Annotated in this window: 29 protein-coding genes and 1 tRNA gene; 6 read left to right on the forward strand and 24 right to left on the reverse strand. The window is 35.9% G+C overall.

Annotated elements, in window-relative coordinates:
• Nucleotides 1-388: 388 nt before the first annotated feature.
• The 8 genes from AR328_RS10280 to AR328_RS10315 all read right to left on the reverse strand — a co-directional run bounded on the left by AR328_RS10280 (nucleotide 389) and on the right by AR328_RS10315 (nucleotide 6113).
• On the reverse strand, nucleotides 389-889 hold the full coding sequence (locus tag AR328_RS10280; RefSeq protein WP_066294821.1) for a hypothetical protein: 501 nt from the start codon (nucleotides 887-889) through the stop codon (nucleotides 389-391).
• A gap of 566 nt (nucleotides 890-1455) precedes the next feature.
• On the reverse strand, nucleotides 1456-1881 hold the full coding sequence (locus AR328_RS10285) for a hypothetical protein (RefSeq protein ID WP_066294823.1): 426 nt from the start codon (nucleotides 1879-1881) through the stop codon (nucleotides 1456-1458).
• Between the two features lie 93 nt (nucleotides 1882-1974).
• Complete coding sequence (locus tag AR328_RS10290; RefSeq protein ID WP_066294824.1) at nucleotides 1975-2454, reverse strand: crossover junction endodeoxyribonuclease RuvC; 480 nt, start codon at nucleotides 2452-2454, stop codon at nucleotides 1975-1977.
• A 113-nt stretch (nucleotides 2455-2567) separates the two neighbouring features.
• Nucleotides 2568-2957 carry a hypothetical protein gene (locus AR328_RS10295; protein ID WP_066294829.1) on the reverse strand — a complete coding sequence of 130 codons (390 nt, stop codon included), beginning with the start codon at nucleotides 2955-2957 and terminating at the stop codon, nucleotides 2568-2570.
• A 160-nt stretch (nucleotides 2958-3117) separates the two neighbouring features.
• The gene (locus tag AR328_RS10300; protein WP_066294831.1) at nucleotides 3118-3486 is read right to left on the reverse strand and encodes a hypothetical protein; all 369 of its coding nucleotides are present in this window, start codon (nucleotides 3484-3486) and stop codon (nucleotides 3118-3120) included.
• A 218-nt stretch (nucleotides 3487-3704) separates the two neighbouring features.
• Complete coding sequence (locus tag AR328_RS10305; RefSeq protein ID WP_066294833.1) at nucleotides 3705-3995, reverse strand: hypothetical protein; 291 nt, start codon at nucleotides 3993-3995, stop codon at nucleotides 3705-3707.
• Nucleotides 3996-4133: 138 nt separating this feature from the next.
• A complete protein-coding gene (locus tag AR328_RS10310; protein ID WP_066294835.1) occupies nucleotides 4134-5315 on the reverse strand; it encodes a helix-turn-helix domain-containing protein in 1182 nt (393 codons plus the stop codon).
• Nucleotides 5316-5345: 30 nt separating this feature from the next.
• The gene (locus AR328_RS10315) at nucleotides 5346-6113 is read right to left on the reverse strand and encodes a DUF5986 family protein (protein WP_066294836.1); all 768 of its coding nucleotides are present in this window, start codon (nucleotides 6111-6113) and stop codon (nucleotides 5346-5348) included.
• Between the two features lie 388 nt (nucleotides 6114-6501).
• Here AR328_RS10315 and AR328_RS10320 point away from each other — a divergent pair, with 388 nt between their 5' ends.
• The gene (locus AR328_RS10320) at nucleotides 6502-7614 is read left to right on the forward strand and encodes a tyrosine-type recombinase/integrase (RefSeq protein WP_066294838.1); all 1113 of its coding nucleotides are present in this window, start codon (nucleotides 6502-6504) and stop codon (nucleotides 7612-7614) included.
• A 132-nt stretch (nucleotides 7615-7746) separates the two neighbouring features.
• On the opposite strand, the gene AR328_RS10325 is transcribed toward AR328_RS10320, so the two are convergent.
• The 4 genes from AR328_RS10325 to AR328_RS10340 form a co-directional block, all read right to left on the reverse strand.
• Nucleotides 7747-7818 (reverse strand) — tRNA-Val (locus AR328_RS10325).
• 189 nt (nucleotides 7819-8007) lie between these two features.
• Nucleotides 8008-9960, reverse strand: coding sequence for a TRAP transporter permease (locus AR328_RS10330; RefSeq protein WP_066294840.1), 1953 nt, complete (start codon nucleotides 9958-9960; stop codon nucleotides 8008-8010).
• Nucleotides 9947-10468 (reverse strand): DUF1850 domain-containing protein, encoded by a 522-nt coding sequence (locus AR328_RS10335; protein WP_066294841.1) that lies wholly within the window; start codon nucleotides 10466-10468, stop codon nucleotides 9947-9949. The genes AR328_RS10330 and AR328_RS10335 overlap by 14 nt, the downstream gene beginning before the upstream one ends.
• Nucleotides 10469-10544: 76 nt before the next feature.
• The gene (locus tag AR328_RS10340) at nucleotides 10545-11570 is read right to left on the reverse strand and encodes a TAXI family TRAP transporter solute-binding subunit (RefSeq protein WP_066294845.1); all 1026 of its coding nucleotides are present in this window, start codon (nucleotides 11568-11570) and stop codon (nucleotides 10545-10547) included.
• A gap of 341 nt (nucleotides 11571-11911) precedes the next feature.
• Between AR328_RS10340 and AR328_RS10345 the strand changes: the two genes are divergently transcribed.
• The 3 genes from AR328_RS10345 (at nucleotide 11912) to AR328_RS10355 (ending at nucleotide 13717) form a co-directional block, all read left to right on the forward strand.
• Nucleotides 11912-12652, forward strand: a complete 741-nt coding sequence (locus AR328_RS10345; RefSeq protein ID WP_066294847.1) for an alpha/beta hydrolase — start codon at nucleotides 11912-11914, stop codon at nucleotides 12650-12652.
• A 120-nt stretch (nucleotides 12653-12772) separates the two neighbouring features.
• Nucleotides 12773-13285: a YjcG family protein gene (locus AR328_RS10350; RefSeq protein WP_066294848.1), complete on the forward strand. Its 513-nt coding sequence runs from the start codon at nucleotides 12773-12775 to the stop codon at nucleotides 13283-13285.
• 9 nt (nucleotides 13286-13294) lie between these two features.
• Nucleotides 13295-13717, forward strand: coding sequence for a GNAT family N-acetyltransferase (locus tag AR328_RS10355; RefSeq protein WP_066294849.1), 423 nt, complete (start codon nucleotides 13295-13297; stop codon nucleotides 13715-13717).
• A 49-nt stretch (nucleotides 13718-13766) separates the two neighbouring features.
• Here AR328_RS10355 and AR328_RS10360 read toward each other — a convergent pair whose 3' ends face one another.
• Nucleotides 13767-14030 (reverse strand): hypothetical protein, encoded by a 264-nt coding sequence (locus AR328_RS10360; protein WP_066294850.1) that lies wholly within the window; start codon nucleotides 14028-14030, stop codon nucleotides 13767-13769.
• Nucleotides 14031-14179: 149 nt separating this feature from the next.
• Between AR328_RS10360 and AR328_RS10365 the strand changes: the two genes are divergently transcribed.
• Entirely contained in the window at nucleotides 14180-16498 is a 2319-nt protein-coding gene (locus AR328_RS10365) for an ATP-dependent helicase (protein ID WP_066294852.1), read from the forward strand.
• A 40-nt stretch (nucleotides 16499-16538) separates the two neighbouring features.
• Here the strand turns inward: AR328_RS10365 and AR328_RS10370 are convergent, their stop codons facing one another.
• The 7 genes from AR328_RS10370 to AR328_RS10395 all read right to left on the reverse strand — a co-directional run bounded on the left by AR328_RS10370 (nucleotide 16539) and on the right by AR328_RS10395 (nucleotide 20238).
• Nucleotides 16539-16793, reverse strand: coding sequence for a stage VI sporulation protein F (locus AR328_RS10370; protein WP_066295237.1), 255 nt, complete (start codon nucleotides 16791-16793; stop codon nucleotides 16539-16541).
• Between the two features lie 107 nt (nucleotides 16794-16900).
• The gene (gene yjcZ / locus AR328_RS22220) at nucleotides 16901-17035 is read right to left on the reverse strand and encodes a sporulation protein YjcZ (RefSeq protein WP_082677186.1); all 135 of its coding nucleotides are present in this window, start codon (nucleotides 17033-17035) and stop codon (nucleotides 16901-16903) included.
• Between the two features lie 102 nt (nucleotides 17036-17137).
• Nucleotides 17138-17494 (reverse strand): stage V sporulation protein AE, encoded by a 357-nt coding sequence (gene spoVAE, locus AR328_RS10375; protein ID WP_066294855.1) that lies wholly within the window; start codon nucleotides 17492-17494, stop codon nucleotides 17138-17140.
• A gap of 15 nt (nucleotides 17495-17509) precedes the next feature.
• Nucleotides 17510-18529, reverse strand: coding sequence for a stage V sporulation protein AD (spoVAD, locus tag AR328_RS10380; protein ID WP_066294856.1), 1020 nt, complete (start codon nucleotides 18527-18529; stop codon nucleotides 17510-17512).
• Nucleotides 18529-19005: a stage V sporulation protein AC gene (gene spoVAC / locus AR328_RS10385; protein WP_066294858.1), complete on the reverse strand. Its 477-nt coding sequence runs from the start codon at nucleotides 19003-19005 to the stop codon at nucleotides 18529-18531. Before spoVAC ends, spoVAD begins: the two co-directional genes overlap by 1 nt.
• Before the next feature lie 13 nt (nucleotides 19006-19018).
• Nucleotides 19019-19495 (reverse strand): YhcN/YlaJ family sporulation lipoprotein, encoded by a 477-nt coding sequence (locus AR328_RS10390; RefSeq protein ID WP_066294860.1) that lies wholly within the window; start codon nucleotides 19493-19495, stop codon nucleotides 19019-19021.
• A gap of 386 nt (nucleotides 19496-19881) precedes the next feature.
• Complete coding sequence (locus AR328_RS10395; protein WP_066294862.1) at nucleotides 19882-20238, reverse strand: DUF1360 domain-containing protein; 357 nt, start codon at nucleotides 20236-20238, stop codon at nucleotides 19882-19884.
• Nucleotides 20239-20370: 132 nt separating this feature from the next.
• Here AR328_RS10395 and AR328_RS10400 point away from each other — a divergent pair, with 132 nt between their 5' ends.
• Entirely contained in the window at nucleotides 20371-20988 is a 618-nt protein-coding gene (locus AR328_RS10400) for a CotY/CotZ family spore coat protein (protein ID WP_066294864.1), read from the forward strand.
• 55 nt (nucleotides 20989-21043) lie between these two features.
• Here AR328_RS10400 and AR328_RS10405 read toward each other — a convergent pair whose 3' ends face one another.
• The 4 genes from AR328_RS10405 to mgtE form a co-directional block, all read right to left on the reverse strand.
• Nucleotides 21044-21616, reverse strand: a complete 573-nt coding sequence (locus tag AR328_RS10405; protein WP_066294866.1) for a CotO family spore coat protein — start codon at nucleotides 21614-21616, stop codon at nucleotides 21044-21046.
• 138 nt (nucleotides 21617-21754) lie between these two features.
• Nucleotides 21755-22525: an enoyl-ACP reductase FabI gene (gene fabI, locus AR328_RS10410; RefSeq protein ID WP_066294871.1), complete on the reverse strand. Its 771-nt coding sequence runs from the start codon at nucleotides 22523-22525 to the stop codon at nucleotides 21755-21757.
• 103 nt (nucleotides 22526-22628) lie between these two features.
• The gene (locus tag AR328_RS10415; protein WP_066294875.1) at nucleotides 22629-24491 is read right to left on the reverse strand and encodes a monovalent cation:proton antiporter family protein; all 1863 of its coding nucleotides are present in this window, start codon (nucleotides 24489-24491) and stop codon (nucleotides 22629-22631) included.
• Between the two features lie 74 nt (nucleotides 24492-24565).
• On the reverse strand, nucleotides 24566-25909 hold the full coding sequence (gene mgtE, locus AR328_RS10420; protein ID WP_442854444.1) for a magnesium transporter: 1344 nt from the start codon (nucleotides 25907-25909) through the stop codon (nucleotides 24566-24568).
• Nucleotides 25910-26101: the final 192 nt, after the last annotated feature.

The following is a 26101-nucleotide window of genomic DNA, read 5'->3' on the forward strand; positions in this document are numbered from 1 at the left end:
TTGTATGGATTTTTTTCGTACATTGAATTTATTTTTTTCGTTAATAAATTTTTACTAAATTTTAATTACAAGAAAGCAAAAATTTTTCTTCTAAAAATAAGAAAAGATCAAATAGTTAACAAAACCATTTGATCTTTTGTGTATTATTATTACAATCAAAAAAGAAGTAAACACAAGAAAGCGGCAAAAGAATTAGAGGACATTGTCAGAAGATTCTAAGGGGAATGATTTATCCTGACACTATTTATTTCAACATTTACAGATAATTACCTTCTTTTATATTAAAAATATTATCAGCTATTCCCTCTGTACCCTCTAAAAATAATCATTATTATTGATTCTTATCGGCTAATTTTCATTATTATTTTGTAACTAGCATGACACATTTTTAAACTTTGAAATAGAGACGTTTATTCCCATTCTCGTCTATAAAGACAGTATTATATTTCCTTTCCCTTTTTTCTTTAAGTTCCTTTCTAAAATAATTTAGAGGGATGTACCAACTTAAAGAACCGTACAAATAAACCAAAATTGTAATCCCTCCATATACGGGGCTATTGGTAAACAAGTAAATTAGGAATCCAGCAAATGCTCCTGTTAAGTTAAATATATTAATAGCAATCGTATTCCAAAATTTTTCATTTTGATTTTTTGCTAAGATTACAACATGATCATACATATATAAATAAAATCGGTGAAATAGAACGCCACTACTAATGAATACTGCAGCAAAGGATAAAAAATAGTAGGTTGGGTCAAGTTTTAATGTTAAATAATTAATAGGGTATAGCATAACTGAAGAAATTGAACAAAAAATTATAGACCAAACAAATAGTACAGAAATAATCCTTAAATTAGTATTAATATCCTTTTCGTTTATATTATGCAACTTGGCTCACCTCTCTCTTAATGATGCCAAGACAGAATAGATTACTAAGTTCCAGCAGAATGCCCCCATAAAGAAAAAAAATGGCATAAAAAAAGTAGAAAATACTCTATTCCCTTGAAAGAAAAGTATCACCCCGGACACTAATGAGACAAACAATATGAGCGTAAGCATAATCCAAGAAAATATTGGTGGCATTCCATTATTATTATATTTCTCATTGACCAAGTATTGATATGTTAGAACGTACATTCGCTTATAAATAAATCCACCTATCTGCATAGTCAAGTATGCAATGATAAAATATGCCATAGCACTGTTTTCCCAGAATTGTAAGGTCAAAGGAGCAAACAAAGTTATAACAAACAATCTACATAAGAAATGAAATAAATGAGTATTCAGCCTCGTCTTTTTACTTGGTATAAGTAGTTCTATATCAAACGCCCCCTAATCTTAGAAATTTATTGGTATTCTATTATTATACGTCGATCTAAGAATACAGTCAGGGCCAAATGAATAGTATAAAAAGACACAAACCTTTATATTTTGACATTTGAAAAAGAGCGGGATTATTGCTCCTTTTTCTTAAATGCCATTGCTGGCAAATTTGGAACTAACTTTGCCGAATGGAAACTAATAAACCATATAAAGCCTCCAACAACTGCAAACCATGTAAAATTTAATGTATCCACTATTTTGTGCTGCATTGCAAACCAGTTTCCCAATAAGACTAAAGAACAATTTATTGCAAAAACAGGAAGAATAAATAGATATCGAACAAAGATAGCAAGGAATCCCTTTTCCTTAATTGATTCATGTAATCCGATATATATTTCACTAAAACAAAATGAACCAATTATAGAAAAAATTAAAGCATTCATGTAAGTGAACTGGTCAATTTGAAAAGATATCGGAACAAATGGTATAAGAATAAATATCGTTATCATAAAGAAAAATAAATAAGTAAATCCTTTATGTATATCGTGTTTATACAAGATAATCACTCCTTAATTGGTATTATTTACAAAAAGAAAAAAGAGCAAACGCAATGTCTACTCTTTATATGACTATTTTATATTTTAATTTTTTTATATCGCTTCAACCTTTTTTATAAAATAACAATGAATGATTCCCAATGCATCGCGAACATGCTCATTTGTTTTTAAATCCCCGAATATTTTATGTATGGCAATTTTTATCTCTTTCTTGCTTGCTCTTCCATTCCCTGTAACAGCCTTTTTAATAGAAGCAGGAGCGTAAGTCACTACATTAATTCCTCTCATTGCAGCAATTAAATAGATTATTCCTATAATCCAATTTACTTCCTTACTTCCTCCAGTATAGTTACTTTCCATTAAAATAACTTTAACCTTGTAGTCTTCAATAATTTTGTCTAAATTTATATATACAAAGAGAATCCTTTGATGAATAGGCATATTAGCAGTAGTCTTAATTGTATGGAGCATGACAATTTCTTTGTTGAATTTTGTAATAGCAATACCGGAGGATGTTAATGAGGCGTCTATTGCCATAATTGTAGGGGACTTCACGGCTATTATTGTTTGCATATGCAGCACCTCCTAACATAGACACCAACACATTAAATTATTTAGCTTGTTGGTGCAGGCCCTGTCATTTGTGAGCAAAATTCTATCTAAGTATTACTTCACCTTCATATCTTCTACCTAATGCCTGATCTTTGCTTTTTCAATGAGTTATAAATAAAACCCAATTCCTTAAAATTACAAAAGTACCTTTCATGAATTTCATTTTGATAAGTAAATATTATTTCAACTGGAAAATTTTCAACACTCGGATTTAATTTAACACTCATGATTAACTCATCGTCTAAGCCATCTACAATAATATCGTTAAGTACACAAATAAAAAAGTCAGTCTGAACTGCCTTAAAGTCTCTTTTAGTCAGAGTAAAACAATTCTTTTCACCCTCACTATCAATGATTTCAATGTAAACAAATTTATTTAAATTATGGAACATAACACTTGCCGCATGATTATATAATTCATTAATACTTATTAAATCTTGAACACTATATTCAAACTTATCCATTCTTCTCCTCTCCTTTCCTTACTCTCCATTGGTTTCCCATACTTGCTACTTCTTTCTAGGGCAAGAAAAACCTTTATTATTTTTTTATCCAAATAAATATTTATAGTCATAATTAAAAATAAACAAAAAAAAGAGCAAGGAGACAATCCTTGCTGAGATATCATTCTCCACTTGCTTTTTTATGGAGTGGATCTTCGTTAGGTTCTATAAGTTCCTCACATAACATCGCTATTTGAAATAACTTCTTGTTATCCAGTATATATTCACTCAATACTGGTTCAATAACATTCATGAGATTCTCATATGAAGAAAAGAAATTTTGAAAACATAAAATATTGTATTCACCGACATTAGCTGTGCGGTTGTCTACAAATCTCTTCTGTGAGCGGGTAATATACAAAAAATATATATACTCCTCTTCGCTATGGTGCATCCATCCGTAACGGGGATGCTTGGCAATAATAAAAGTATAATCATCGTGAATTGCCTTCACAAAATCCAATTTCTTTTGTTTTCCCTTGCTAGCCATTATATTCAATCCTTTCTTTTGTAAAGTCTTTACATATATTCATTTACACGCATATACGTTCTAACCTTTATTTTTTTAAAAAAGAATTGTAACTGTATTCGAAACAGATTAATCATAAGCAATGAACCAGCTTAGAACCAATTACATATTTTAGTGAGTTATAAAGGAACAAAAAAGAAGTAAGGAAAAATTTATCCTTACTTGCTCATTAGAGATAATTAAATATTTTTTTCTTGACCCTTTTGTGTTTCTTTCATTTCCCTTTTGTAAATGTTAAAGAGAGTGATTGCAACCTTAAGTTTCATAAAAAAATTTAAATCATTATTCTCTTTCCTAAACAGTGTCCTTTGATGTTTCGTAGGGCTATTTTTAGGAATCACTATGGCATACTTAGTCTGATTTCCCCTTGAAGGTTTAATCTTGATAACTGCAACAAAATTATCATCTTGTTGTGCCACAACCATGTCTTTATTTACTTGTACTATTTCCGTTTCATTTCTTACGTTCATATCTCTACCCTCTTTCGTAAACTTCATTATTGTCATGATGTTCTATATAGAGAGTGTGTTACCTTCTTTTCTTACATAAATAAAACCTAGCTGATATATCAGCTAGGTTTTATTTATTATGTCTTACTTGTTTAACACTTATTTGATTTGTTTCTTTGATTCTAGTCTGTCTTTAATACTTACTATATTATCCTTTAAAGGAACAGACTCTGTTTTAAGATAACCTTCCTCTAATCCAAGCAATTCCTCAACTTCTTCCCTATATAAACTTAGGCCATAATGTTGGGATAGTTTCTGCATAAATTCATCACCAGTAATGTAGTTATTTTCAATAAGTAGTTCTATTGCTTGTTTCATTGATACTGGTTCTCTAATGTCTTTTATATCATCTAGTGGTTCTTTGGTTCTCCAACCTTTTTGACTTATAGACCTTTGCATGTATTGGTACGTTCCTTCTGTAATTGCACCTAATTTATAAGCGCGCATAACCATTGCGCCAATAGATACACACCATTTCTTCTTTAGAAGTTTATAATACATTAAATCGTTCGGATGAATTGAGACGTCTCTCAAGAAACTTTCTTTAGGTAAAAGAAATGCTGCTGCAAAATCATTGGCTTCTTGCTCAATTTGTTTGAACTCATCCTTACTCAAGTCATCTAAATTTAAATAAGGATCATGTAAGACTTTATGCCCCAATTCATGAGCCACATCAAACTGGCGTCTGTAAAAAGAACCTTTATCGTTTCCTAAAACAATTGAATAATATTGTTTTCCATTGACTTCATGTTGCGATCCAAAAGCATCAATTGTTCTCTTATCCAAATTTAAAGAAGAAATGACAAATCCCTTTGTCTCCAATAAAAAGACAATATCCTTAATAGGTTTATCTTCTAAGCCCCATTCTACTCTTAATCGATTCGCAATCTCTTCAACATTCTCAGAATCCCTTTCAGAAAAGTCTGGGACATGCAATTCTGGAAAATCAACATACTCTTCAAGTAATGCTCGAATAATTGTTAAATATTTAACACGGTCGTACTGCATTTCTCTTTCTTTTTTACCAGTTGTTAACAGAGAACGAAAGTAAGTGTTACCAGTTTTGACTTCTATCGAATTCTCATAAAAGTATTCTTTTGGAAATTTTAATAAATTGCTTATTTGTATTAGGGATTCAAAAGTAGGAACTGCTTTGTTATTTTCATACTTTGAAATCATTTGTTTACTTACTTCTAGTTCGTTTGCAAGGTCGGTAATAGTATATCCTCGATATATTCTTCCTTCTCTTAGTCTTGAACCGTTAAATTGGCGTTCTAACACCCTGATACCTCCTTATGAGAACAGGACCATTTAACTGTTTCCTTCCTCTTTTATATTTCTTTTATGCTGCTTTTTACTTGGAATTTCTTTTTCAAAATGATTTTTTCTGTTTTTAACCTCTAGTTTCACCTTAGGAATAATACCAATATTTTCAGTATTGTCAATGGTTTCATCATCTATAACTAGAATGCTTCCGTATTCATCGTCAGGAACGTGCGAAGACCAATCTTGAACATCAATTAACTCAAAATATCGATTAAATAGTTTCGCTTCAACCCCAACTATCTTTCTTTCTTCTTCCTTAGCAACTACAAAAATCACTTGGTTTACTAACGGATATTCTTCCCCTAGTATTTTCTGAGCCTCTCTGATTCTACGCATCTCGTAATCTTCAGGAAAAACAGAAAATAATGACATTTGCTGATTGTCCATATCAACTGGGTCACTATTTAGGGATACAAAGGCTTGGAAGTAATGAATATTTTTCCTTCCGAGTTTTTTAATAACCCCTTCTAAATTCTTGTCTTTTGAAAAGACATATAAAGTGCCAGAATCAAGATTTAGAACACAAATAAATGACCATATTCCTCTTTTTCTAGTTAGAACCAATAATTCATTCTGTAATGCAACTTGTTTGATTCTATTGAACCTAGTATCCCATGATCCTCCATTTTTAAAGTTCCCTGTGTCCCAGCCGTACTCTTGCCTAACTTCATTTACAACTTCATTTGTTGTTCCTGTAAATGCTTTAACGAGATTCCCAATAACCGATTGACCCATGTCTGAACTAATACTCATTTACTATCTCCTCTCATTTTTGGACTATGTATTATTTGATTTAATCTTACTACATTTTTTTATAAAAAGTAAACCATTTATTAATATTTTTTATTTTTAATATACCCAAAAGACGAATCGATATATTTATCAACTAGAAAATATTTTAAATTAAATATGACCATAGATTGAATGCTTATATTTTATAAGTTAGGAAGTGGTAACATAAAAGTACCTTCTTCCCTAAATCCCTCCGTAATGATAGAATCTAATTATTCATCGTAATAACGCCTTAAATAAGTGTTTATTTATTGAAAACATATAGGCTGGTATCATAAAAATACCTCCTACTCAATATCACTCCGGAGTGATACAATCTACTAAACTAATTAAAAAGGGGGATGGTCGAATGCCACAATACAAACACAAGGATAGAAGTAAAAAGGAAGATTTGTTATGGTACTTTGAGTATCAATATAAGGGAATAAGAAGGAAACAAAGTGGGTTTAAAGATAGAGATGATGCTAGAGATGCAGAAACTGCAGATAGAGAAAAACTTAAAAGACAATTAAGTGGGGATTATGAAATTGAAGACAATATGGCTGAACATATACAAGTTTGGCTAAATGGTAGAAGAAACCTATCTGATAACACAAGAAGTGTTTATCAAATGCAACTTGATACCCACATTAAGCCCTTCTTTAACAAAAAAGCCGTTAATCAAATTAAGGCCACTGATGTCCAATTATTTTTAAACAGTTTATATGATAAGAACTTAAGCAGTGCTACGGTAAAAAAAGCATATAACATTGTGAACAAGTATTATAACGACCTATTAAAAAGACAAGAAATCAAGTATAACCCATGTAATGGGGTTGAAAAACCAAAAGAGACGAACAAAAAAATTGAAGTACTTGATGAAAAGGAACTCAAAGAACTTTTAGAGTTTGCTGAGGGCTACACTCGTTATGCTTTTGCATTTAGATTGGCTTCACACACCGGGCTTAGACGTGGGGAATTATTGGCCTTACAGTGGCGTGATATTGATTTAGATAGAAAAACAATAAATGTCAGAAAAAGATTAGTTAGAGCGGCTATGGGTACAGATCGATATATGCAAGAAGGTACCAAGACCTCAATTGGAAGATTTGTTGCCTTCTCGGAACAAATGAAACAAGACATTATTAAACATAAAGAAATGCAAAAGATTGAACAAGAAACGAATAAGTATGAAGACAATGACTTAGTTATTGCTACTCAAAACGGTAAGTTCTTATCTGTTGATAACTTTTCACGTATTTTCCGTCATACACTAAAATCAAGCCCCGTAAATAAAACTTTATCTTTCCATGCAATACGCCATACACATGCTACTCTAATGTTAAAAGCAGGTGTTCAAATGAAAGTAGTTTCAGAAAGGCTTGGTCATAGTTCAATTAAAATAACAATGGACACTTATGCACATTTACTACCTTCAATGGAGACTGAAGCAATTGAGAAATTTGAACGATTATTTGAATAAAGTGAGGGATTAAAAACTCCCCCGCCAAAATCCCACCGTGAAATAAATAATACAGAAAATCGATTAAATGTTATAACATTCTCGACAAATAAAAAGGCACTCTCTAATTTCTTAGAAAGTGCCTTAAACCTATGAGCGATGAGGGATTCGAACCCCCGACCCTCACCCTGTCAAGGTGATGTTCTCCCACTGAACTAATCGCTCGTAATATAAAGGATAGTTTCCCTGTCAAGGTAGTGTTCTCCCGCTGAACTATCAGATCGAATATTATAGTATATATATTATTATATTAATTATTGAAGAAAAGTCAATATTATTTTTTAATCCTATATTAATTATCATCCAATTTTGACCATTAGAAGGGAAGCTCTATTAAGATGCTTCCCTTCTCTCTTATGCAATTTGCGGTTTGGAAGTGTTGTCACGCTTAAAAATAAATTGTAAGGCAACAACGACAGCAAATAAAACAATACCAATTATATCTGTAAATCCTGATGGATCAATCAATAGAAGTCCGCCTACTATTGCAATGATTCTTTCAAACCAATTAAGCCTTCTGAACCAGAATCCAATGACTCCGCCGCCAATGGCTGTCATACCCGCTAAAGCTGTACAAACTACCCAGATGACCCCATACCAAGTTGTATCAATCATTAAGAGTTCAGGTGACAGTACAAACATGTATGGAATGATAAATGCGGCAATTGCCAGCTTTGACGCACTGACCCCAGTCTTTATTGGGTCCCCTCCTGATACACCAGCGGCAGCAAATGCAGCTAAGGCAACAGGTGGTGTAATATCCGCAATAATACCAAAATAGAATACGAATAAGTGAGCTGGTAAATCAGGTACACCTAGTAAAATAATTGCAGGTGCCGCAATCGTTGATGTGATGACATAGTTTGCTGTTGTAGGTGAACCCATTCCTAGTACAAGCGCTGCAAGCATCGTTAACATTAATGTAGGGATGATAGCACCGCCAGCAAGATCAAGTAATCCGTTAGCAAGTTTAAGGCCTAGTCCTGTTTTCGTCACAACCCCGACGATAATACCGGCTGCCGCTGTAGCTGATGCTACTCCAAGTGCCGTTCGCGCTCCGTCAACAAGTGCATCAATCGCATCCTTAAATGTGATTCGTGTTTCTTTTCTAATGGCACTAATACCAACTGTAATAACAATTGACCATAGTGCTGCACGAATAACACTCATTCCGCTCATTAAAAGGACCATAACTCCAATAATCGGCAACAGCAAGTAGATTTTACTCAATACTTCTTTTCGGTTTGGCATTTCTTCATCTGTCAAGCCTCGAAGTCCTACTCGCTTCGCCTCAAAGTGAGTCATAATCCAAATACCAGTGAAATAAAGCAAAGCAGGAATGGCCGCCGCTTTTGCAATTTCCCAATAGGTAATCCCGCCGATAAACTCTACCATTAAGAAAGCTGCGGCACCCATTACAGGAGGCATAAGCTGTCCGCCAGTTGAAGCTGCTGCCTCTACCCCACCGGCAAATTCTTTTTTATAGCCAAGCTTTTTCATCATTGGAATCGTAAATGATCCAGAGGTTACTACGTTAGCAACAGAGCTTCCACTAATTGTCCCCTGTAGAGCACTTGAGAAAACAGCTACTTTTGCAGGTCCACCAATACTTTTTCCAGCAATTGAAAGAGCTAAATCATTAAAGTATTGGCCAACTCCCGTTTTAACAAGGAATGAACCGAAGAGCAAGAATAAAAATATAAAGGTTGATGATACACCTAGTGGCGTACCAAGAATTCCTTCTGTTGTATAAAACATTGTTTGGACAAGTCGCTTTAAATCTAAACCTCTATGCGCAAGGAAGCCAGGCATATGTTGTCCGTAAATTGCATAAAGCAAGAACAAAGTAGCAATAACTGTAATTGGCATCCCGACTGCACGACGAGTTGCTTCTAATACGAGTATAATAGCCATTAATCCAATAATAAAGTCGAGGTCAGTCAGACGGCCAACCCTCATTACAAGGACATCAATCATGAGCGGCCAGTAGGCACCCACTGCAATAGATGCAAGGGCAAGAATATAATCATACCATGCTGGCTTATGCTTTTTCCCTTTGTCTTTCTTTCTAGCAGGGAATAATAAGAAAATAAGGGCTAGAGCAAATCCTAAGTGAATCGAACGCTGAAGTTGTGCTGTTAATATTCCAAAAACCCCTGTATAAAGTTGGAATAAAGAGAAAGATAGCAATCCAATAAAGACGACCCAGCCGATCCATCCTTTTAGCTTTCTCGTACCTGCTTCAGGGTCATATTTTTCCAGTAGCTCCTGCTGTTGTTCCTGAGATAACGTTTCATGTTGACTCAAGGATATTCACTCCTTTCAATAGCTGTAACAAATTCATTTTTTCAATCTTAATACGGATCCATGTTCCAGGTTCAATGTATTTGGAAAGGGGATATTCTACATTATTATAAACAACTCTATGATTAGCCCTTATCCTTCCAATCCTCATGTCAAAATAAGGGAAAATACGGTTCATATTTTTTAAATAATATTTACCATTTCTTTGTTCAAACACTTCGCCTTCCGATGCATTTTCCGGCATGCCAATTGAAAAATCCTCATACATTAATTCGTATTGTTTAATCTCGTACTGACCTGTTGTTTCATAGCTTTCTACCACATCTGTTAAATGAATAGAATGGGTATATATTATCTGAAACCTTTCTTCCTTTGAAAAAGGGATATAGGCAAGCGTTTTCCCTGAGTCCTGGTATTCAAACACAAGTCCTTCTCTAAATGGAATGAATAACATAATTGCGATGGATGATAGGATGAGGATCAGCTTAATCGCTGAATTTCTTTTTTCCATACGTTTTAACTCTCTTAAAGTGAATTTGACCGGCAGCACTACTTCCCAAGAAGTTCACTACCGGCCAACTACTCAATTATTGAGCTTTAACGCCTTTTTCATCGAAGTATTTTTGTGCACCTGGGTGAACATCAATTCCAACTCCGTTTAAAGCGTTTTCAACATTAATTAATTTTGCTTTAGCATGAGTAACTTTGTCTAAGTTTTCGAAAATAGCTTTAGTAATATCGTAAACTACTTCATCAGAAAGATCATTTGAAACAACAAGCATTGCTTGAACTGCCACTGTTACTACAGGTTCAGCTAACTTGTATGTGCCAGCCGGAATTTCTTCCTTTGCATAGTACGGGTATTTCGCAATTATTGCATCAACTTTATCTTGAGCAATTGGAACAATTACTACATCTTCAGTTGCAGAAAGTCCTTCTACAGCACCAGTTGGAGTTCCAGCTGTAACGAAAGCTGCATCAATGGTGCCATCTTGGATACCAGCAGTAGACTCATCAAATGAAAGGTCTTGCTTTTTAATATCATCAAAAGTAATTCCATGAATTTCTAAGATTTGCTCAGCGTTTGCTGCTGTACCAGAACCTGGAGCTCCAACAGATACCTTTTTACCTTTTAAATCCTCAACAGATTTAATTCCAGATTTTGCAGTAGTAACAATTTGGATTGTTTCTGGGTATAGAGTTCCAATTGCACTAATATTTTCAATTTTATCGCCTTCAAACATTAACTTGCCTTCTTTTGCATAAGACGCGATGTCAGTTTGTGTAAAGGCAACTTCAGCATCTCCAGCTTTTAAAGTTGTCATGTTCTCAGCTGATGCACCAGACGTTTCAGCATTTGCCTTAATGCCCGTTTCGTCAGTAACGATATTAGCAAAAGATCCTCCAAGCGGGAAATAAGTTCCGCCTGTACCTCCAGTTAGAATACTAATGTATTCAGGCTTTTCTGCTGTTTCAGTACCACTATCTCCACCAGCGTTGCCTCCATCAGTCTTTTCACCTTCTTCTTCTTTCGCTCCGCCGCCGCAAGCTGCTAGAAACATAGAAAGCGTTAACAATAATACCGTCATTAAAAGAAAACTCTTCTTTTTCAAATTATTTCCCCCTTTTTATAGATTTCTAGTTTTCAGATTATATAATAACACAACACTTAATAAAATTGTCAATAATCTAAAATTAACTTTGATTTAACTATTGTTTTTCTGAGTCTTCCCGTTTTTAATTCCGTATGTAAGTAATTCATTCTAAAAGAGGTTTTAATAATACTTTTATATTTTTTAGCATGAAATCCAAAAATGAATCCATATTATAACAGACATACAAACTGCTGAATTAAATTCCTGTCAACAAAGTGTTAATAAAAGTATTTCTTACTATCATGTGTTAAAATATCATGAAAATAATTGTTATATATTTATGATATGGGGGAGCATGCATGAGTCAATCCAGAGGAACAATTAAAGATATTACCTTTGCTAGTCAAGAGTTGGGTGAGGATATTCAGCTTTTAGTCTATTTGCCTGCTTCATTTTCTCCTTTATACAAATATTCGGTCGTTATTGCGCAAGATGGGCGTGATTATTTTCAATTAGGGAGAATTGGCAGGACTGCAGATGAATTGCTGGAAAATAAGGATATTGAAAATATTATTATTATAGGCATTCCTTATAAAAACGTAGAAGATCGAAGAAGAAAATATCATCCGAGTGGTGAGCAGCATCAGGCATATATCCGCTTTCTTGCACACGAGCTTGTTCCATTTCTCGATGATGAATTCCCAACATATCAAATGGGGATGGGCCGTTCACTGATTGGAGATTCCTTAGCAGCAACTGTTTCTCTGCTGGCGGCTATTCAATATCCACATACATTTGGTAAGGTGATTTTACAATCCCCAATGGTTAATGAGGATGTAATGGATGCCGTTAAAGCTGTTAAAGAGCCTCACCTCCTACATATTTATCATGTCATTGGCAAGGAAGAAACGACAGTCAAAACAACAAAAGGTGAGATAGAAGACTTTTTAACACCTAACCGTGAATTATCAAAGTTATTTAATGAATTGAAGTTCCCTTATTTTTATGAAGAATTTGATGGAAATCATACATGGACTTATTGGCAGCCAGATTTAAAACGAGCATTACAACAAATGTTTCCTAATTCTTTACAAGATTAATTACTTTTTCTTATGTTAAGTACTTTGTTTATTAAAAATTTGTTATAATTATATAAATATTTTATTTTTCTCAATATTTTATAATATAATACATTCAAATTCTGATATGGAGGTAATGTGATGAAATTAGGTATTGTTATTTTTCCATCAAAAAAGCTTCAGGACTTTGCGAATTCTTACCGAAAGAGGTATGATCCGAATTATTCCTTAATTCCTCCGCATATTACACTAAAATCCGCATTCGATGTAACAGAAGAAAATATGGACCAGCTTACAGTTACTTTGAATCAAATTGCTAACAACTATCAGCCTTTTAATATCCAAACGACAAAGTTTAGTTCATTTAAACCGGTTAACAATGCAATCTATTTAAAAATTGAAGGAGCAGATGAACTGAAAGAGCTTCAAAATGAATTAAACACGAAAATTAATATCGATAATTCCGAATATGCTTTTGTCCCCCATATTACAGTTGGACAAAAACTCTCTAATGATGAGCATTCAGATGTATACGGCACGCTAAGAATGAACCAATTTAACTATGAGGACAGCGTTGACCGTTTTCACCTGTTGTATCAGCTTGAAAACGGATCATGGACTGTATATGAAACATTTCGACTTGGAAGGGAATAGGGTACTAAAATGATTGTAAAAGTCGTAGAAAATCATCAAGAATTACAGGATGCCTTATCTGTTCGCAAAATTGTTTTTATTCATGAACAGCAAGTCCCGGCAGAAGAAGAAATTGATCAATATGATGACACAGCCGTTCATTTTGTTCAGTATGACGGTGAAGCTCCAATAGGAGCAGGCAGATTTCGAACAATTGATGGGATTGGGAAAGTGGAAAGAATTTGTGTTCTTAAAGACAAGCGAAAAACTGGTGCGGGAAAATTAATTATGCAGAAAATTGAGGACTATGCGAAAGAGCATGACATTCAGTCTGTAAAGCTGAATGCACAAACACACGCCATTCCTTTTTATACCCGATTAGGCTATGAAATCATCTCTGATGAGTTTTTGGATGCTGGCATCCCCCATCGGACAATGAAAAAAAATCTGTAAAAAAAACTTCTGTCACTTTGACAGAAGTTTTTTTCGTAAATACTTAACACTAGGCAAAATCACTATAAAGAAGTCCCTTCCCAGTGATTTCCCCATATAATCTTTCCATTTGATTATTAGGCGTTTTCTGATTTTTTCCTGATGCCTTTTTGTCAGTGGGGATAAGCTCGTGTGACTGCTCTTTCTCTGGAGAATTAACTGAAGGCTTTATTCGATTAATAGGCACGAATCGATATGGGTCATACTTTTTGATCGCCGCTCTCTCCGCATATTGGCTATATTGATAATGGTTAACTGGAATAATATACCCCATTTTATCCTCCTTCTTTGTACAAACAATTTCTATAGAATTACGAAAATAGTTTTCTATTTATGACCATTTTCTTAAAAAACTTTCGTTAGTCTAGGCTTTTTTGTTATGATAGAGTTTGTCTAAAAAAAGGCAAAGTTGAGGATAACTAGATGAAAACAGCGAAGTTTAATAATGCAATCATTGATTTAACTCATATGAACAGGGAATTATACCAATCCATATATGAAAATAGCAAAAAGGGAAAGCTCCATTGCCGATCTTGTGGTGATCCTGTTCGGTTCTACATAGGGATTGAAAAGGAACCTTACTTTTATCATATTCATAATGAAGATAAGAAGTGTGTGGATCCCCCACCCCTCCTTATTTCAACACATAACGAACAACATGAATATAAGGAACAAAATGGATTTAGAATTCCAAAATCGAGATCCATAACAGCAGAAACTCCGTCGGGAAACAATTATAAACAAGCACAGACATTGAAAACAAAAACTCCTTTTATTCCGGCAAAAGGATATGTAATGAATGGATCATTTCGTTATTTACGTGAATTGAATGAAGCGGGTGTCGTTCTTGATCATAATCAGGCGGAGGCCGTATCCCGAGTTAATGGACCGCTCCTTGTTCTTGCAGGAGCCGGCAGCGGAAAAACTCGTGTATTGACAGCAAGAACTGCTTTCATGATTAGTGAGCATGGAATTGACCCAAAATCAATTATGCTCGTTACTTTTACAGCGAAAGCTGCCGCAGAAATGAAGAATAGACTTCTAACCTATCCAAACATTGACCAACATAAGATTCAGCAGATTGTATCTGGCACCTTTCATAGTCTGTTCTATCGGATTTTAGCCTTTCATTCTCCGAAAGAATGGTCTGCTTCTAAACTTCTAAGCAAGAGCTGGCAGCGGGACCAGCTTATAAAACAGGCTGGCAGAACATTAAACATAGATGAGAAGGAATTTGCCTTTGATCTCGCCCTCCAGCAAATTAGCTTTTGGAAAAATTCCATCATACCCGATGACAAGGTTAGGCCTGAATCTGCATGGGAAGAGCAGGTTGCTCTTCTTTATCAGCTTTATGAGGAAGAGAAAAGGAAAAATGAATGGTTTGACTTCGATGATATGCTGCTTGGATGTTATACATTATTTCAAAATGAACCGTCCATTCTAGCCAAGTACCAAAAGCGGTTTCAATACTTTTTAATTGATGAATTTCAAGACATTAATAAAATACAATATGAATTAATTAAAATGATGTCATCACAAACGCAAAATGTATGCGCAGTTGGGGATGATGACCAATCTATATATGCATTTCGCGGCAGTAATCCCCAATACCTGCTAGACTTTGAAAAAGACTTTTCTACAGCAGAAATCGTCATATTAAGTCAAAATTACCGCTCTTCACATGAAATTGTTTCTGCTGCAAATGAAGTCATATCACAAAACAAAAATCGCCATGTGAAGAAAATGCAAGCTCAAATTTCTGGAACAAATCCGCCTGTCATTTTCTACCCATATGATGAAGAAGAAGAAGCAACCGCAATTGTTACTGATATGCAGGAAAAAATAGCAGAAGGCTTACAGCCAAGTGACATCATTGTTTTATTTCGCACGAATACCGGAAGCCGCGCCATTTTCGAACGATTGGCTAACTCCAGCCTTCCGTTCAGGATTGAAATGGATGCAGAGTCTTTTTACGATCGTTTTGTCATAAAAAGCATGCTGAGCTTTCTACAGCTGTCTATTAATGAAGATCATCAAGATGCGATTAAAAATATTCTTCCAGCTCTTTTTGTCAAGCAAACAGCGATGAAGGATTTAATCGCAGAAAGTATATTAAAGGATTGCTCTCTTCTTGAATGCCTGAAATATATAAAAACAGGCTTTTCTTTTCAAGAAAAGAAATTGTCAAAGAGTATAAAAGTGATCCGATCTTTATCAAAAATGTCACCTGTTTCAGCCATTGAAGCCATTGAAAAGGAGCTTGGATTTCAAGACTTTATTAAAAAGCGGGGCAATGACGGGAATATGATGGAGAAAGGCTCTGACGATCTTAAAGATCTTAAGGTTGCTGCAAGGAACTTTTCATCAATTGAGGATTTATTAAATCATGCAGACCATATGCGAGCCATGAATAAGGAAATGAAGGAATTCAGCAAAAAAAATCAAAATGCCATTTCGCTAAGCACGATACACCGTGCAAAAGGACTAGAGTATAAGGTCGTCTATATATTAGGAGCCGTTGATGGAAATTTGCCTCATGATTATGCTTTAGAAGCATCTCGTAACGGAGATTCTTCCTCTATTGAAGAGGAGCGTAGACTTCTGTATGTAGCAATGACAAGAGCTATGGAATATTTATACATTTCAATTCCCGAAAAAAGACGCGGAAAACAGGCTGCCCCATCGAGATTTCTTTCCGGTATGCAAAGGCACTCAATGGCTTTGAATATATCTTTACATTAAGAAAAGACCTGGATATTTAAACTCCAGGTCCTCTTTTTCCTTATTTTTTATTGATCATTTGTGAAATGGTGCCAAAATCAAGCTGTTTTCCATCTGCGACAATTGACTGTACAATTTTGTCCTCTGTTTCTTTATTTACTGGCCTATTTGCAATTTGCGATACTCTTCGAATGACACTTCTCACTGTTTTTTCATCTTTAAAATTTGCATTTTGTAATGAATTAGCTAAATCAAATACATCCTTCATATTAACGCCAGTTTTCTGCTCAATATTTTTAAAAAAATTATTATCCATTTCTAGGTTCACGCCCTTTCCTAAACTACTTTATATAGTATGAAATTGGGCGTAAAACGTGAAAAAAAACAGGCAAATGTTAAACATTTGCCTGTTTTTTAGCAGTATTATATACAGCTGCAACCAACAATAATTAACAAAATAAACAAAACGACAATTAAGACGAAATTTGAGCGGAAGCCGCCACCGTAGCCGTATCCGCCATAGCCTCCAAAACCGCATCCTCCAAAACCGAAGCCCATGTCCCTACACCTCACTTTATTTAGTCTTTAACACAATATGACAAATGATGATGAGGTGTGTGGGCAAGCTCCTATCTTTGTCTTATTTTATAAATTTGATTTTTATCCTTTTGGCTTAAAGATAAGAGCCCCTATAAACCCGAATACGATAGCTGCGGAGATACCCGAACTCGTAACCTCAAACATCCCTGTTAATACGCCTACAAGGCCGTGCTTTTCCGCTTCATTCAAGGCACCATGAACGAGGGAGTTCCCAAAGCTTGTAATGGGGATCGTTGCACCAGCACCGGCAAAATCAATTAATGGTTCATAAAGTCCAACACCATCCAGAATAGCTCCTATTACGACAAGAAGGCTTAATGTATGTCCTGGTGTTAATTTAGCAACATCAAATAATAACTGGCCAATCACACAGATTATTCCTCCAACGACAAAAGCCCAAAAAAACATTGGCAGCATTTGTTTATCCCTCCTTTACTTGTTATCCATTTCGATTGAAACAGCATGTGCAATGCAGGGAATAGTCTCGTTTTGCTGAAACGTTAAGGGTGACAAAAGTGCACCAGTTGCCACTACTAGAATTCTCCTATATACACCCTGTTTCATTTGATTCAGCAAATGTCCATAAAGAACCGTTGCTGAACAGCCTGCACCGCTGCCCCCTGAATTGACAGGCTGATCCTCTTTATATATAAGCAATCCACAATCTTGAAATTTATTTCTCTCTATTTTTAAGCCTGCATTCGTTAATAATTCATAAGTAGTACTCTGTCCAATTTTCCCTAAATCCCCTGTTACAATTAAGTCGTAGTATGATGGATCTAATTGTAAGTCCTTGAAATGGGCTTTAATCGTTTCGGCTGCTGCTGGAGCCATCGCCCCTCCCATATTAAATGGGTCAGTGATACCCATATCAACGACCTTTCCAATTGTTGCGGAAGTTGTATAGGGAAGATTTTCATTGCCTTCATTTACTTTTACAAGGGCCATCCCAGCACCTGTTATCGTCCATTGCGCTGTTGGAGGCTTCTGCCCTCCGTATTCTGTAGGGTATCTAAATTGTCTTTCCGCTGCTGAATTATGACTCGCCGCACCTGTAAGAATATATTTGGCCCCTTGATTATTTAAGATAAAGGAAGCGAGTGCTAAACCCTCCATGGAAGTTGAGCAAGCCCCGAATATCCCAAAATACGGAATTTGATTCGTCCTTGCACTAAAGCTTGTCGGGGTAATTTGATTTATTAAATCTCCCGCAATATAGAAATGAACATCGTCATCCTGCAGATTGCCCTTTTTTAAAGCTGCTTCACAGGCTTCTTCAATTAACACTCTGTGGGCCTTCTCATATGAATCCTGCCCCATCCATAAATCATCGTGAAGAACGTCGAAATCATTAGCAAGTTTTCCATTTGCTTCAAATGGCCCCCCTGATACACCGGTTGCTGCGATAATAGGACGATTCTGAAATACCCAAGACTGCTTTCCTCTAAGCATTACAAAACACCCCATTGAATTAATATCGTTTTAATTAAGGCAACAACAAAGGCTGAAAAGACTCCGAATAAAATAACCGAACCCGCTAGTTTAAACATGTTTCCCCCAACCCCAAGAACAAACCCTTCCGTTTTGTGTTCAATCGCCGCAGAAATTACTGCATTTCCAAACCCCGTTACAGGTACAGCCGTTCCCGCTCCAGCGTATTGGCCAATATGATCATAAACGCCGAGACCTGTAAGAAGCATAGATAAGAATACCATTGTAGCAACAGTTGGACTTCCAGCCGTCTGCTCGGTAAAGTTGAAAAAATATATATAGAAATAAGTAATCGCCTGTCCAATTGCACAAATGACGCCGCCTACCCAGAATGCTTTAAAGCAATTTTTTAAGACCGGGCGTTTAAGCTCATGCTTCTGCTGCAATGTTTGATATTTTTGTTGCTCTGGTGTAAGTTTCTTCTTGTCCTTCCCCATCTTATTCTCCTTTCTACGCCATTTCTTGTTTAAGTCTAATTATTTCTTCTAATTTTTGATTTGCTTTCTTATCTGTGAAGTTAGGATCTTCCATTTTTTCATTTAGTTTTACAGCTTCAAGGAAAATTTTATAATCACTGGAGACTGTAAAATTCTCATCTTTATATTTTTTCTCCAACTTATCTGATATCCTCTTCTCAATTCCTTTCATCTTAAATCGGTACATTTGCTTTACTTTATAAACAACCAAAGTATCCTTCTTTCCTTTTATGACCGCAACATCATATATTTCTTTCATAGAACTGATGTCTTGTTTGATGCTTTCCACTAAATCAAGCTTTTCCTTCGTGTTGCTTTCAAGTAAAGCTGGACTAGGATTAGTTGTCTTAATTAATGCAAGCTCACTCTTTTTTGTCTCGTCACTCCCTATGCCACAGCCTGCTAATCCGGCAGCCATTATGAAAATGATGATGCAAATTTTTGTCCGCATAAATCTTCCCTTCCTTACTCGTCCGTAATCATAAAGTATTTCTTCATTTATTGTCCTCGATTCATAGTAAAATTATGAATTCACGAGTCACCAAATTATGTAAATAAGATAATAAAAAAACAGCCGGAAATTCCGACTGTACTATTGCTTCGTTTTCTTCGTTTTTTTCCCGCATCCACAACCACTTTTTTTCTTAACTGTTTGACTTGCTTGATTCTTTATTGGTTCAGAACTTTTTTTATACATGTTTAATCTCACCCCTTATGAGTCTTTTTTAAGTTCACCTTTGAACATCCTTTTCCTGCTTATCGCTGGCATTTACTATCTCCTTTCATATAATATATGAGCAGCGGTGTAAGCTTGTGTAAATCAGAGGCCTATATTGGTTATTCATTTAGCAATTTTTGAACAATTGTTTCAATAATTGATGCAAGCCCTGCCACAGCAAGAATAATAAGGATAGGAATAGCAATTGATAAAAAGTATATATACACAACACATACGAAAATAGATGTCCAAACACCCGTACACCAATAGCAGCTTAGCAATTCACCCATAAATCCGCGAATGCCGCCTTTTTTCGGAGAAACATAAATATCAACGCCTCCTGTTTCGTTCTTCTCCTCAAATTCATCAAAAAATGGACTTCTCAAAAATTCAGTAATTTTGTCATAGACTAATAACCTCGTTAGTCTAAAGCTTGCCAAGGCTAGTATCAATAATTCCATTAATGATAATTCCAAGCTATTTCCATCCTTTCGTAAAAAAATTGCCTATTTTTTTATAAAACAAGGCGTTTGTCCGTAACCCATAGGGCACTTCGGCAATATGTTATTAGTGTAGTATCACAAGAATCAAATAAGGAGGAAACTATAATGGGTTGTGGAAAAAAAGACGACAACTTAAAACAGCACAATCAGAATTGTGTATGTGAAGTAGTCCGTGCGATAAAAGATATTCAAGAAAATGCAGAAGAAGAATGCCAATGCCCTTCTAACTGCTTTCTAGAACCGCTTGGAGCTATCTCACCTTCTGCAAAGGGAAGACCAATGCGCCCGGATACACGTGTAATTGTCCTTAGCACTGCTGATGGAACACCTTTCCATGCTTTTTTCACCAATAATAGAAGAATGGGTATGGGAATGGGCATGGGAATGGGAAAAGACGGTGGTAAAGACAAAGATCAAGCATGTGTATCCATCTTCTTCAGGGTTGAAGATGTATTTGACAACTGCTGTGCAGTCCTTCGTGTTCTAGAACCAGTTAAAATGGAAGGCCAAGGGAATAAAGACCAACAAGGACAGAATCAAAATCAGCAAATGCAAATGCAAAGATTTAAGCCAGTAAACCTTGTAAAAGATGGCAAAATCGACTTACATGCAGTATGCGATGTTGACTTTTTCCGCAGTACAGGAGACTGCATTACAGTTGATCTTGGCTGCTTCTGCGCAGTCCAATGTATTGCTGACGTAGATTTAAATATTTGCGAATAAAAAAATGAATAAAAAAGAAGCCAGTCGTTTAAATACGGCTGGCTATTTTTTTATGCTATTTTCTTATTCCAACCATTCGGATTTCTTTGACTGATTGAATTTGAAGCTCTCTCGTTTTTCCATCTAATAATTTGATTTCAATCAGTTCATCTGTTTTTCCAATCAATACCCCTCGAAAGCTGCCTGCTTCTGTTTCAAACACACAAGGGACGGGTGGAAGCTGTATAGGAAAGTTTAATAAATAATTTATACGTTCCTCGGTATTCATTTCTTTAAAGCTCTTTAACCGCTTAAAAGAGGGCTCTGGTCTTTTTCTAATATGTGGGGCCAAGGAAGATTCAGATTCATTTTCCCTATTTTCAGCTTCGTAATTTTCAATTAATTCTGTTGCCTTCCCGCTTTCCTTTACAACAACTTCCTTCCTTTCATTTTCGGCCAATTCTTCATGCTCCTTCGTCCCCAAAGTTTCTTGATCATTTAAATCCTTGACGTTATTAGCGGAAGCTGTCCTCTTTTTTTCTCTTTCTGCTGCTTTACTTGAAAAAGTTTCCTGCATATTAGGAACGGGCCTTTGTATTCCAGGTTGAGTAATATGAAAAAAAGGCTCTTTTTTATTCATTTTTGGCATTTTATCTACCTCCATCACAAATGGGTTCATTTATAAGTATGCAAATAATCTATTTTCGTTGCCATTTGGAGGAAAAAGGTGTCATTATAATTACTTTAGAGAAAAAAACCCGTTTCACATGGAAACGGGATCGTTATACTATAGGATATGGTAGCCGGAATCAACGTGAATATTTTCACCAGTAATCCCACGGGATAAGTCACTAAAAAGAAATGCGGCCGTATCGCCAACCTCTTCAGGTGTAGTTGTTCTCCGTAGTGGAGCTCGTTCTTCGATCTCCTTAAGAACTGAATTGAAATCACTTACTCCTTTTGCAGAAAGGGTACGAATTGGACCTGCAGAAATAGAATTGACGCGAATACCAGCTTTACCAAGGTCATTAGCCAAATACTTAACACTCGCATCAAGAGAAGCTTTCGCAACACCCATGACGTTATAGTTTTTGATCGCACGCTCACCCCCTAAATATGTTAACGTAACGATGCTTCCTCCCTCTGTCATTAAATCCTTCGCAACCTTTGCAACAGCAGTTAAAGAGTAGGAACTAATGTTATGTGCCAGCAAAAATCCGTCCCTCGTTGTATTCATGTAATCACCTTGAAGTTCCTCTTTATTAGCAAATGCAATACAGTGTGCAAGCCCATGAATCGTTCCAACCTGCTCTTTAATTTCTGCAAAGCATTTGTCAATATCCTGGTCATTTGTTACGTCACAAGGCAGGACAAGGGAATTTGCCCCCTCAAGGGATTCTGCTAACTCACGAACACTTCCCTCTAGCCGTTCACCCGCATAAGTAAAAATTAAACGGGCGCCTGCCGTATGAAGGGATCTGGCAATCCCCCATGCGATACTGCGCTTATTGGCTACTCCCATGACAACAAAGGTTTTTCCATTTAAAGAAAGGGTCATTTTTTCCAGCCTCCTAAATATTATTACAAGTTATTAGTACCTAGTACTAATTTTACTATAATATTTAGAAAAAGGAAAGAAAGTAGTTGAATTTGGTTCTATTTTAGCACCATTCGCAAAATTCAAGCTCACGTTTTAATTCATCGACATATTCTTTTGTGCCAGTGACTATTAAACGATCATTTAAATGGAGCTCTGTCTCACCATGGGGGACAATGGAATCATGCCCTCGAAAGATCCTCACAAAAATGACATCCCCGGTAAACGGAAACTTTCTTAAAGTCATACCATCAAATTGATCATTAAGCATTTCGATTTCATATAGGGCATTTTCCTGATTTGTTAATATATCCATCACACTCGGGGTTTCGATTAATGCTCTCAACAAGGTTTTTTGTGACATTAATACTGAAAAAATCTCGATGCCATGCTCTTTCATACTTTCTTGAAGGTCGGGGCTTTCAAGGCGGCATATGACCCGCTCCATTCCCTGTTCCTTAACGGCAATGGCAAGTGTTGCATTTAATTCCTCATCTCCTGTTGAGATGACAACAATATCTGAGTGTAAAACATTCTGCTCTTCAAGCGTTTCAATTAAATAGTTGTCTAATTCCACAATATCGAATAAGGAATCTGCTAAATTTTTATCTGCTTTTTCTTGTTTTTTATGAAAAAGGGTTGCCTTATAATGGTTTGAATTTAGTTCCCGATATACTGGGAGGGTCAGCTGATTTGCACCGATAAATGCCACAGTTAATGATTTTTGACTATTTGCTTCCCTTGGGAATAATTTTTTAAAGACAACAGGGGTAAATACACTCGTAATAACGGCAACTAGGATTAATGTTCCGCTCATTTCTGCCGTTATTACTCCTATTCTCTCGCCAATCGTTGCAGAGGCAATAACTAATGATAATGTCGATGTCAAAAGGAACCCGGAAGCCATAACCGTTTTCATATCATACCATCTCTTTAATAAGTAAACAGGCACAAGCTTCGAAATTAGCAAGGCAATAAGCAATAGCGGTATGAGCAGGAGCATTTTTTCATCGCTCAATAATGACCAAATATTTAGATCAACACCGACCATTACGAAAAATATTGGAATTAAGAAGCCATAACCGAAAGAGTCAAGCTTATGAATCATTTCCTGATTAGGAGCTAGCAAGGAAACAAGCACTCCTGCAAGGAAAGCGCCGAGAATATTCTCTGCCCCTACTGATTCAGATAATGCAACGAGCAGAATGATTAAAGTAAAAACAGCTCTTGTACCTATTTGAATAGTTCCAGTTGACATCGCCTCGAAAAATTTACCGTTTTTGAATCGATTTCCAATAAAATATAAGAGGATTCCTGCAGCAAAAAGGATAAGCAATAACCACACATTGCCTTCTCCGCCATCATAAAGAGAAACAAATACGGCAAGTAAAATCATCGTGACCAGATCAGCAATAACGGCAACCAATAGAACAATTTGCCCAATGCCAGTCTTCATGAGATGGGCTTCCTTCAAAGTTGGGACGACAACACCTAATGAAATGGTAGAAATAATTAAGGTCATCAAAAAAGCATTTTCAATAAAACCGGCTATTACGAACAAATAGGAAAGCCCAAACGAAATAAGAAATATCCCGGAAAATACAATAAAAGATACAGAAAATGAATTCGGCTCTAATTTCCCGCTCGGCAGCTTTTCCCGCTTCTTATTACTAGAAAATGCAGTAAAGTCAATTTCTAGGCCGCTAAGAAACATGAGAAAAATAAAGCCAAGTGTTGAAAGCGTCTCAAGCCACATATCTGGCTGAACAAGATTAAAGCCGCTTTTCCCAATCACAAGCCCCATCAAAATTTCCGCAACGACAACAGGTATGAAATGGATCTTGAACCGATGCAATAATATCGGTGTCAGGAAAGCTATTACGATTACAATGACCAAAGATGCTAACGAAACACCATGTTCTTCCATCGAATCACTCCTTTAATCAGCAAGAGTCCAACTCAAAAGCATAAACATCACTGACGATAATCGGTGTCTGGAACCTATTTAGGCAAAAACCCTAAAAACATATTTGCGATTGAAAAGTAAATTAGAATACTGATAATATCATTAATTGTAGTTATGAAGGGACCTGAAGCAACCGCTGGATCAATTTTGAATTTATGCATAGCTAACGGAATAATTGCACCGGCTAAAGTGGCAATAATTAATGTACAGAAAATAGATATCCCGACTAATATGCCTAAATAAAAATTCCCTTTCCAAATAAAAATGGTCCCCGTAACAAGGATTCCACAAATGGTGCCAGTGATTAAGCCCGTACCGGCTTCTCGATAAATTAATTTCAGCTTGCTTTCTTTTTCCAAATCACCTGTAGCTATCCCTCGAACAACAACGGCTAGTGCCTGTGTTCCGGTATTTCCAGCCATTCCGGCAATTAAAGTGATGAATGCCCCTAATATGGCTGCCTTCTCCAGTGTTGCTTCAAAACGGGCAGCAAGGCTTGCCGTCCCCATTCCTAAATACAGGAGGATAATGAGCCATGGCAGCCTTTTTCGAGCAGCTGAAAAAGGACTGCGGTCAATTGTATCCATATCTGATACGGCAGCAAGCTTCGAGTAGTCATCAGATGCCTCTTCTTCCATAACATCCATAATGTCATCAACCGTAATAATCCCTAACAGATGGTTTTGAAAATCAACAACAGGAAGCGCTAGAAAATTATAATCCTTAATTTTTCGCGCTACCTCTTCCTGATCGTCGCCAACAGATACCGAAACGATTCTTTCATTCGTTATTTCTGAAATCATTGTATCATCATCATTTACAATTAAATCTCTAAGTGAAATGACTCCTGCCAGTCTCTCGTCTTCATCAAGAACATAGATATAATAAATTGTTTCGGCCTTTGGCGCTTCTTTTTTTAATATATACATGGCAGAACGGACCGTCTGATTGGCCGCAATGGAAACAAAATCAGTTGTCATGATACTTCCAGCTGTATATTCCTCATAATGAAGCAGATCCTTTATTTCCTGTGCTGCTTCTTCGTCCATAATTGTTAAATAGCTGACAACTTGATCCTTTTCAAGCTCATTTAATACGTCAACTGCATCATCAACGTACATTTTTGAAATCATTTCTGCCGCATAGTTTGGATTCATTTCTCCTAAGACATCTTGGTAGCTCTCATCATCTATTTCTAAGTTTTCAAATAATGTAGCCATTTCCTCAGGGGAAAGATAATGATAAATTCTTTCTCGTGTGTCTTCATCCAATTCCTTAAAAAATGAAGCCTGATCATAAGGGTGCAGCTCTAGAAATTCATCCCGGAATTTTTCTATATCTTCATTTTGTAAAGAATTAATGAGCAATTCCCTGTCCATATGATGGGTGGACCTTTCGCTTAAAGCTTCATCCATATTTCACAGCCCCCTTTCTCATATCAAGCATATAAGCCTGAATACTCCATAATACTAGCAAATTTTAACAACCTTGTCGCTCGATTTATGAAATAAATATCAAAGGTTTCTTTCCATTACCTTCCCCTCTTTACCCTATTCATATCATCAATTAAC

The sequence above is a fragment of the Bacillus sp. FJAT-29937 genome (assembly GCF_001509555.1).
Taxonomy (GTDB): Bacteria; Bacillota; Bacilli; order Bacillales; family Cytobacillaceae; genus Cytobacillus.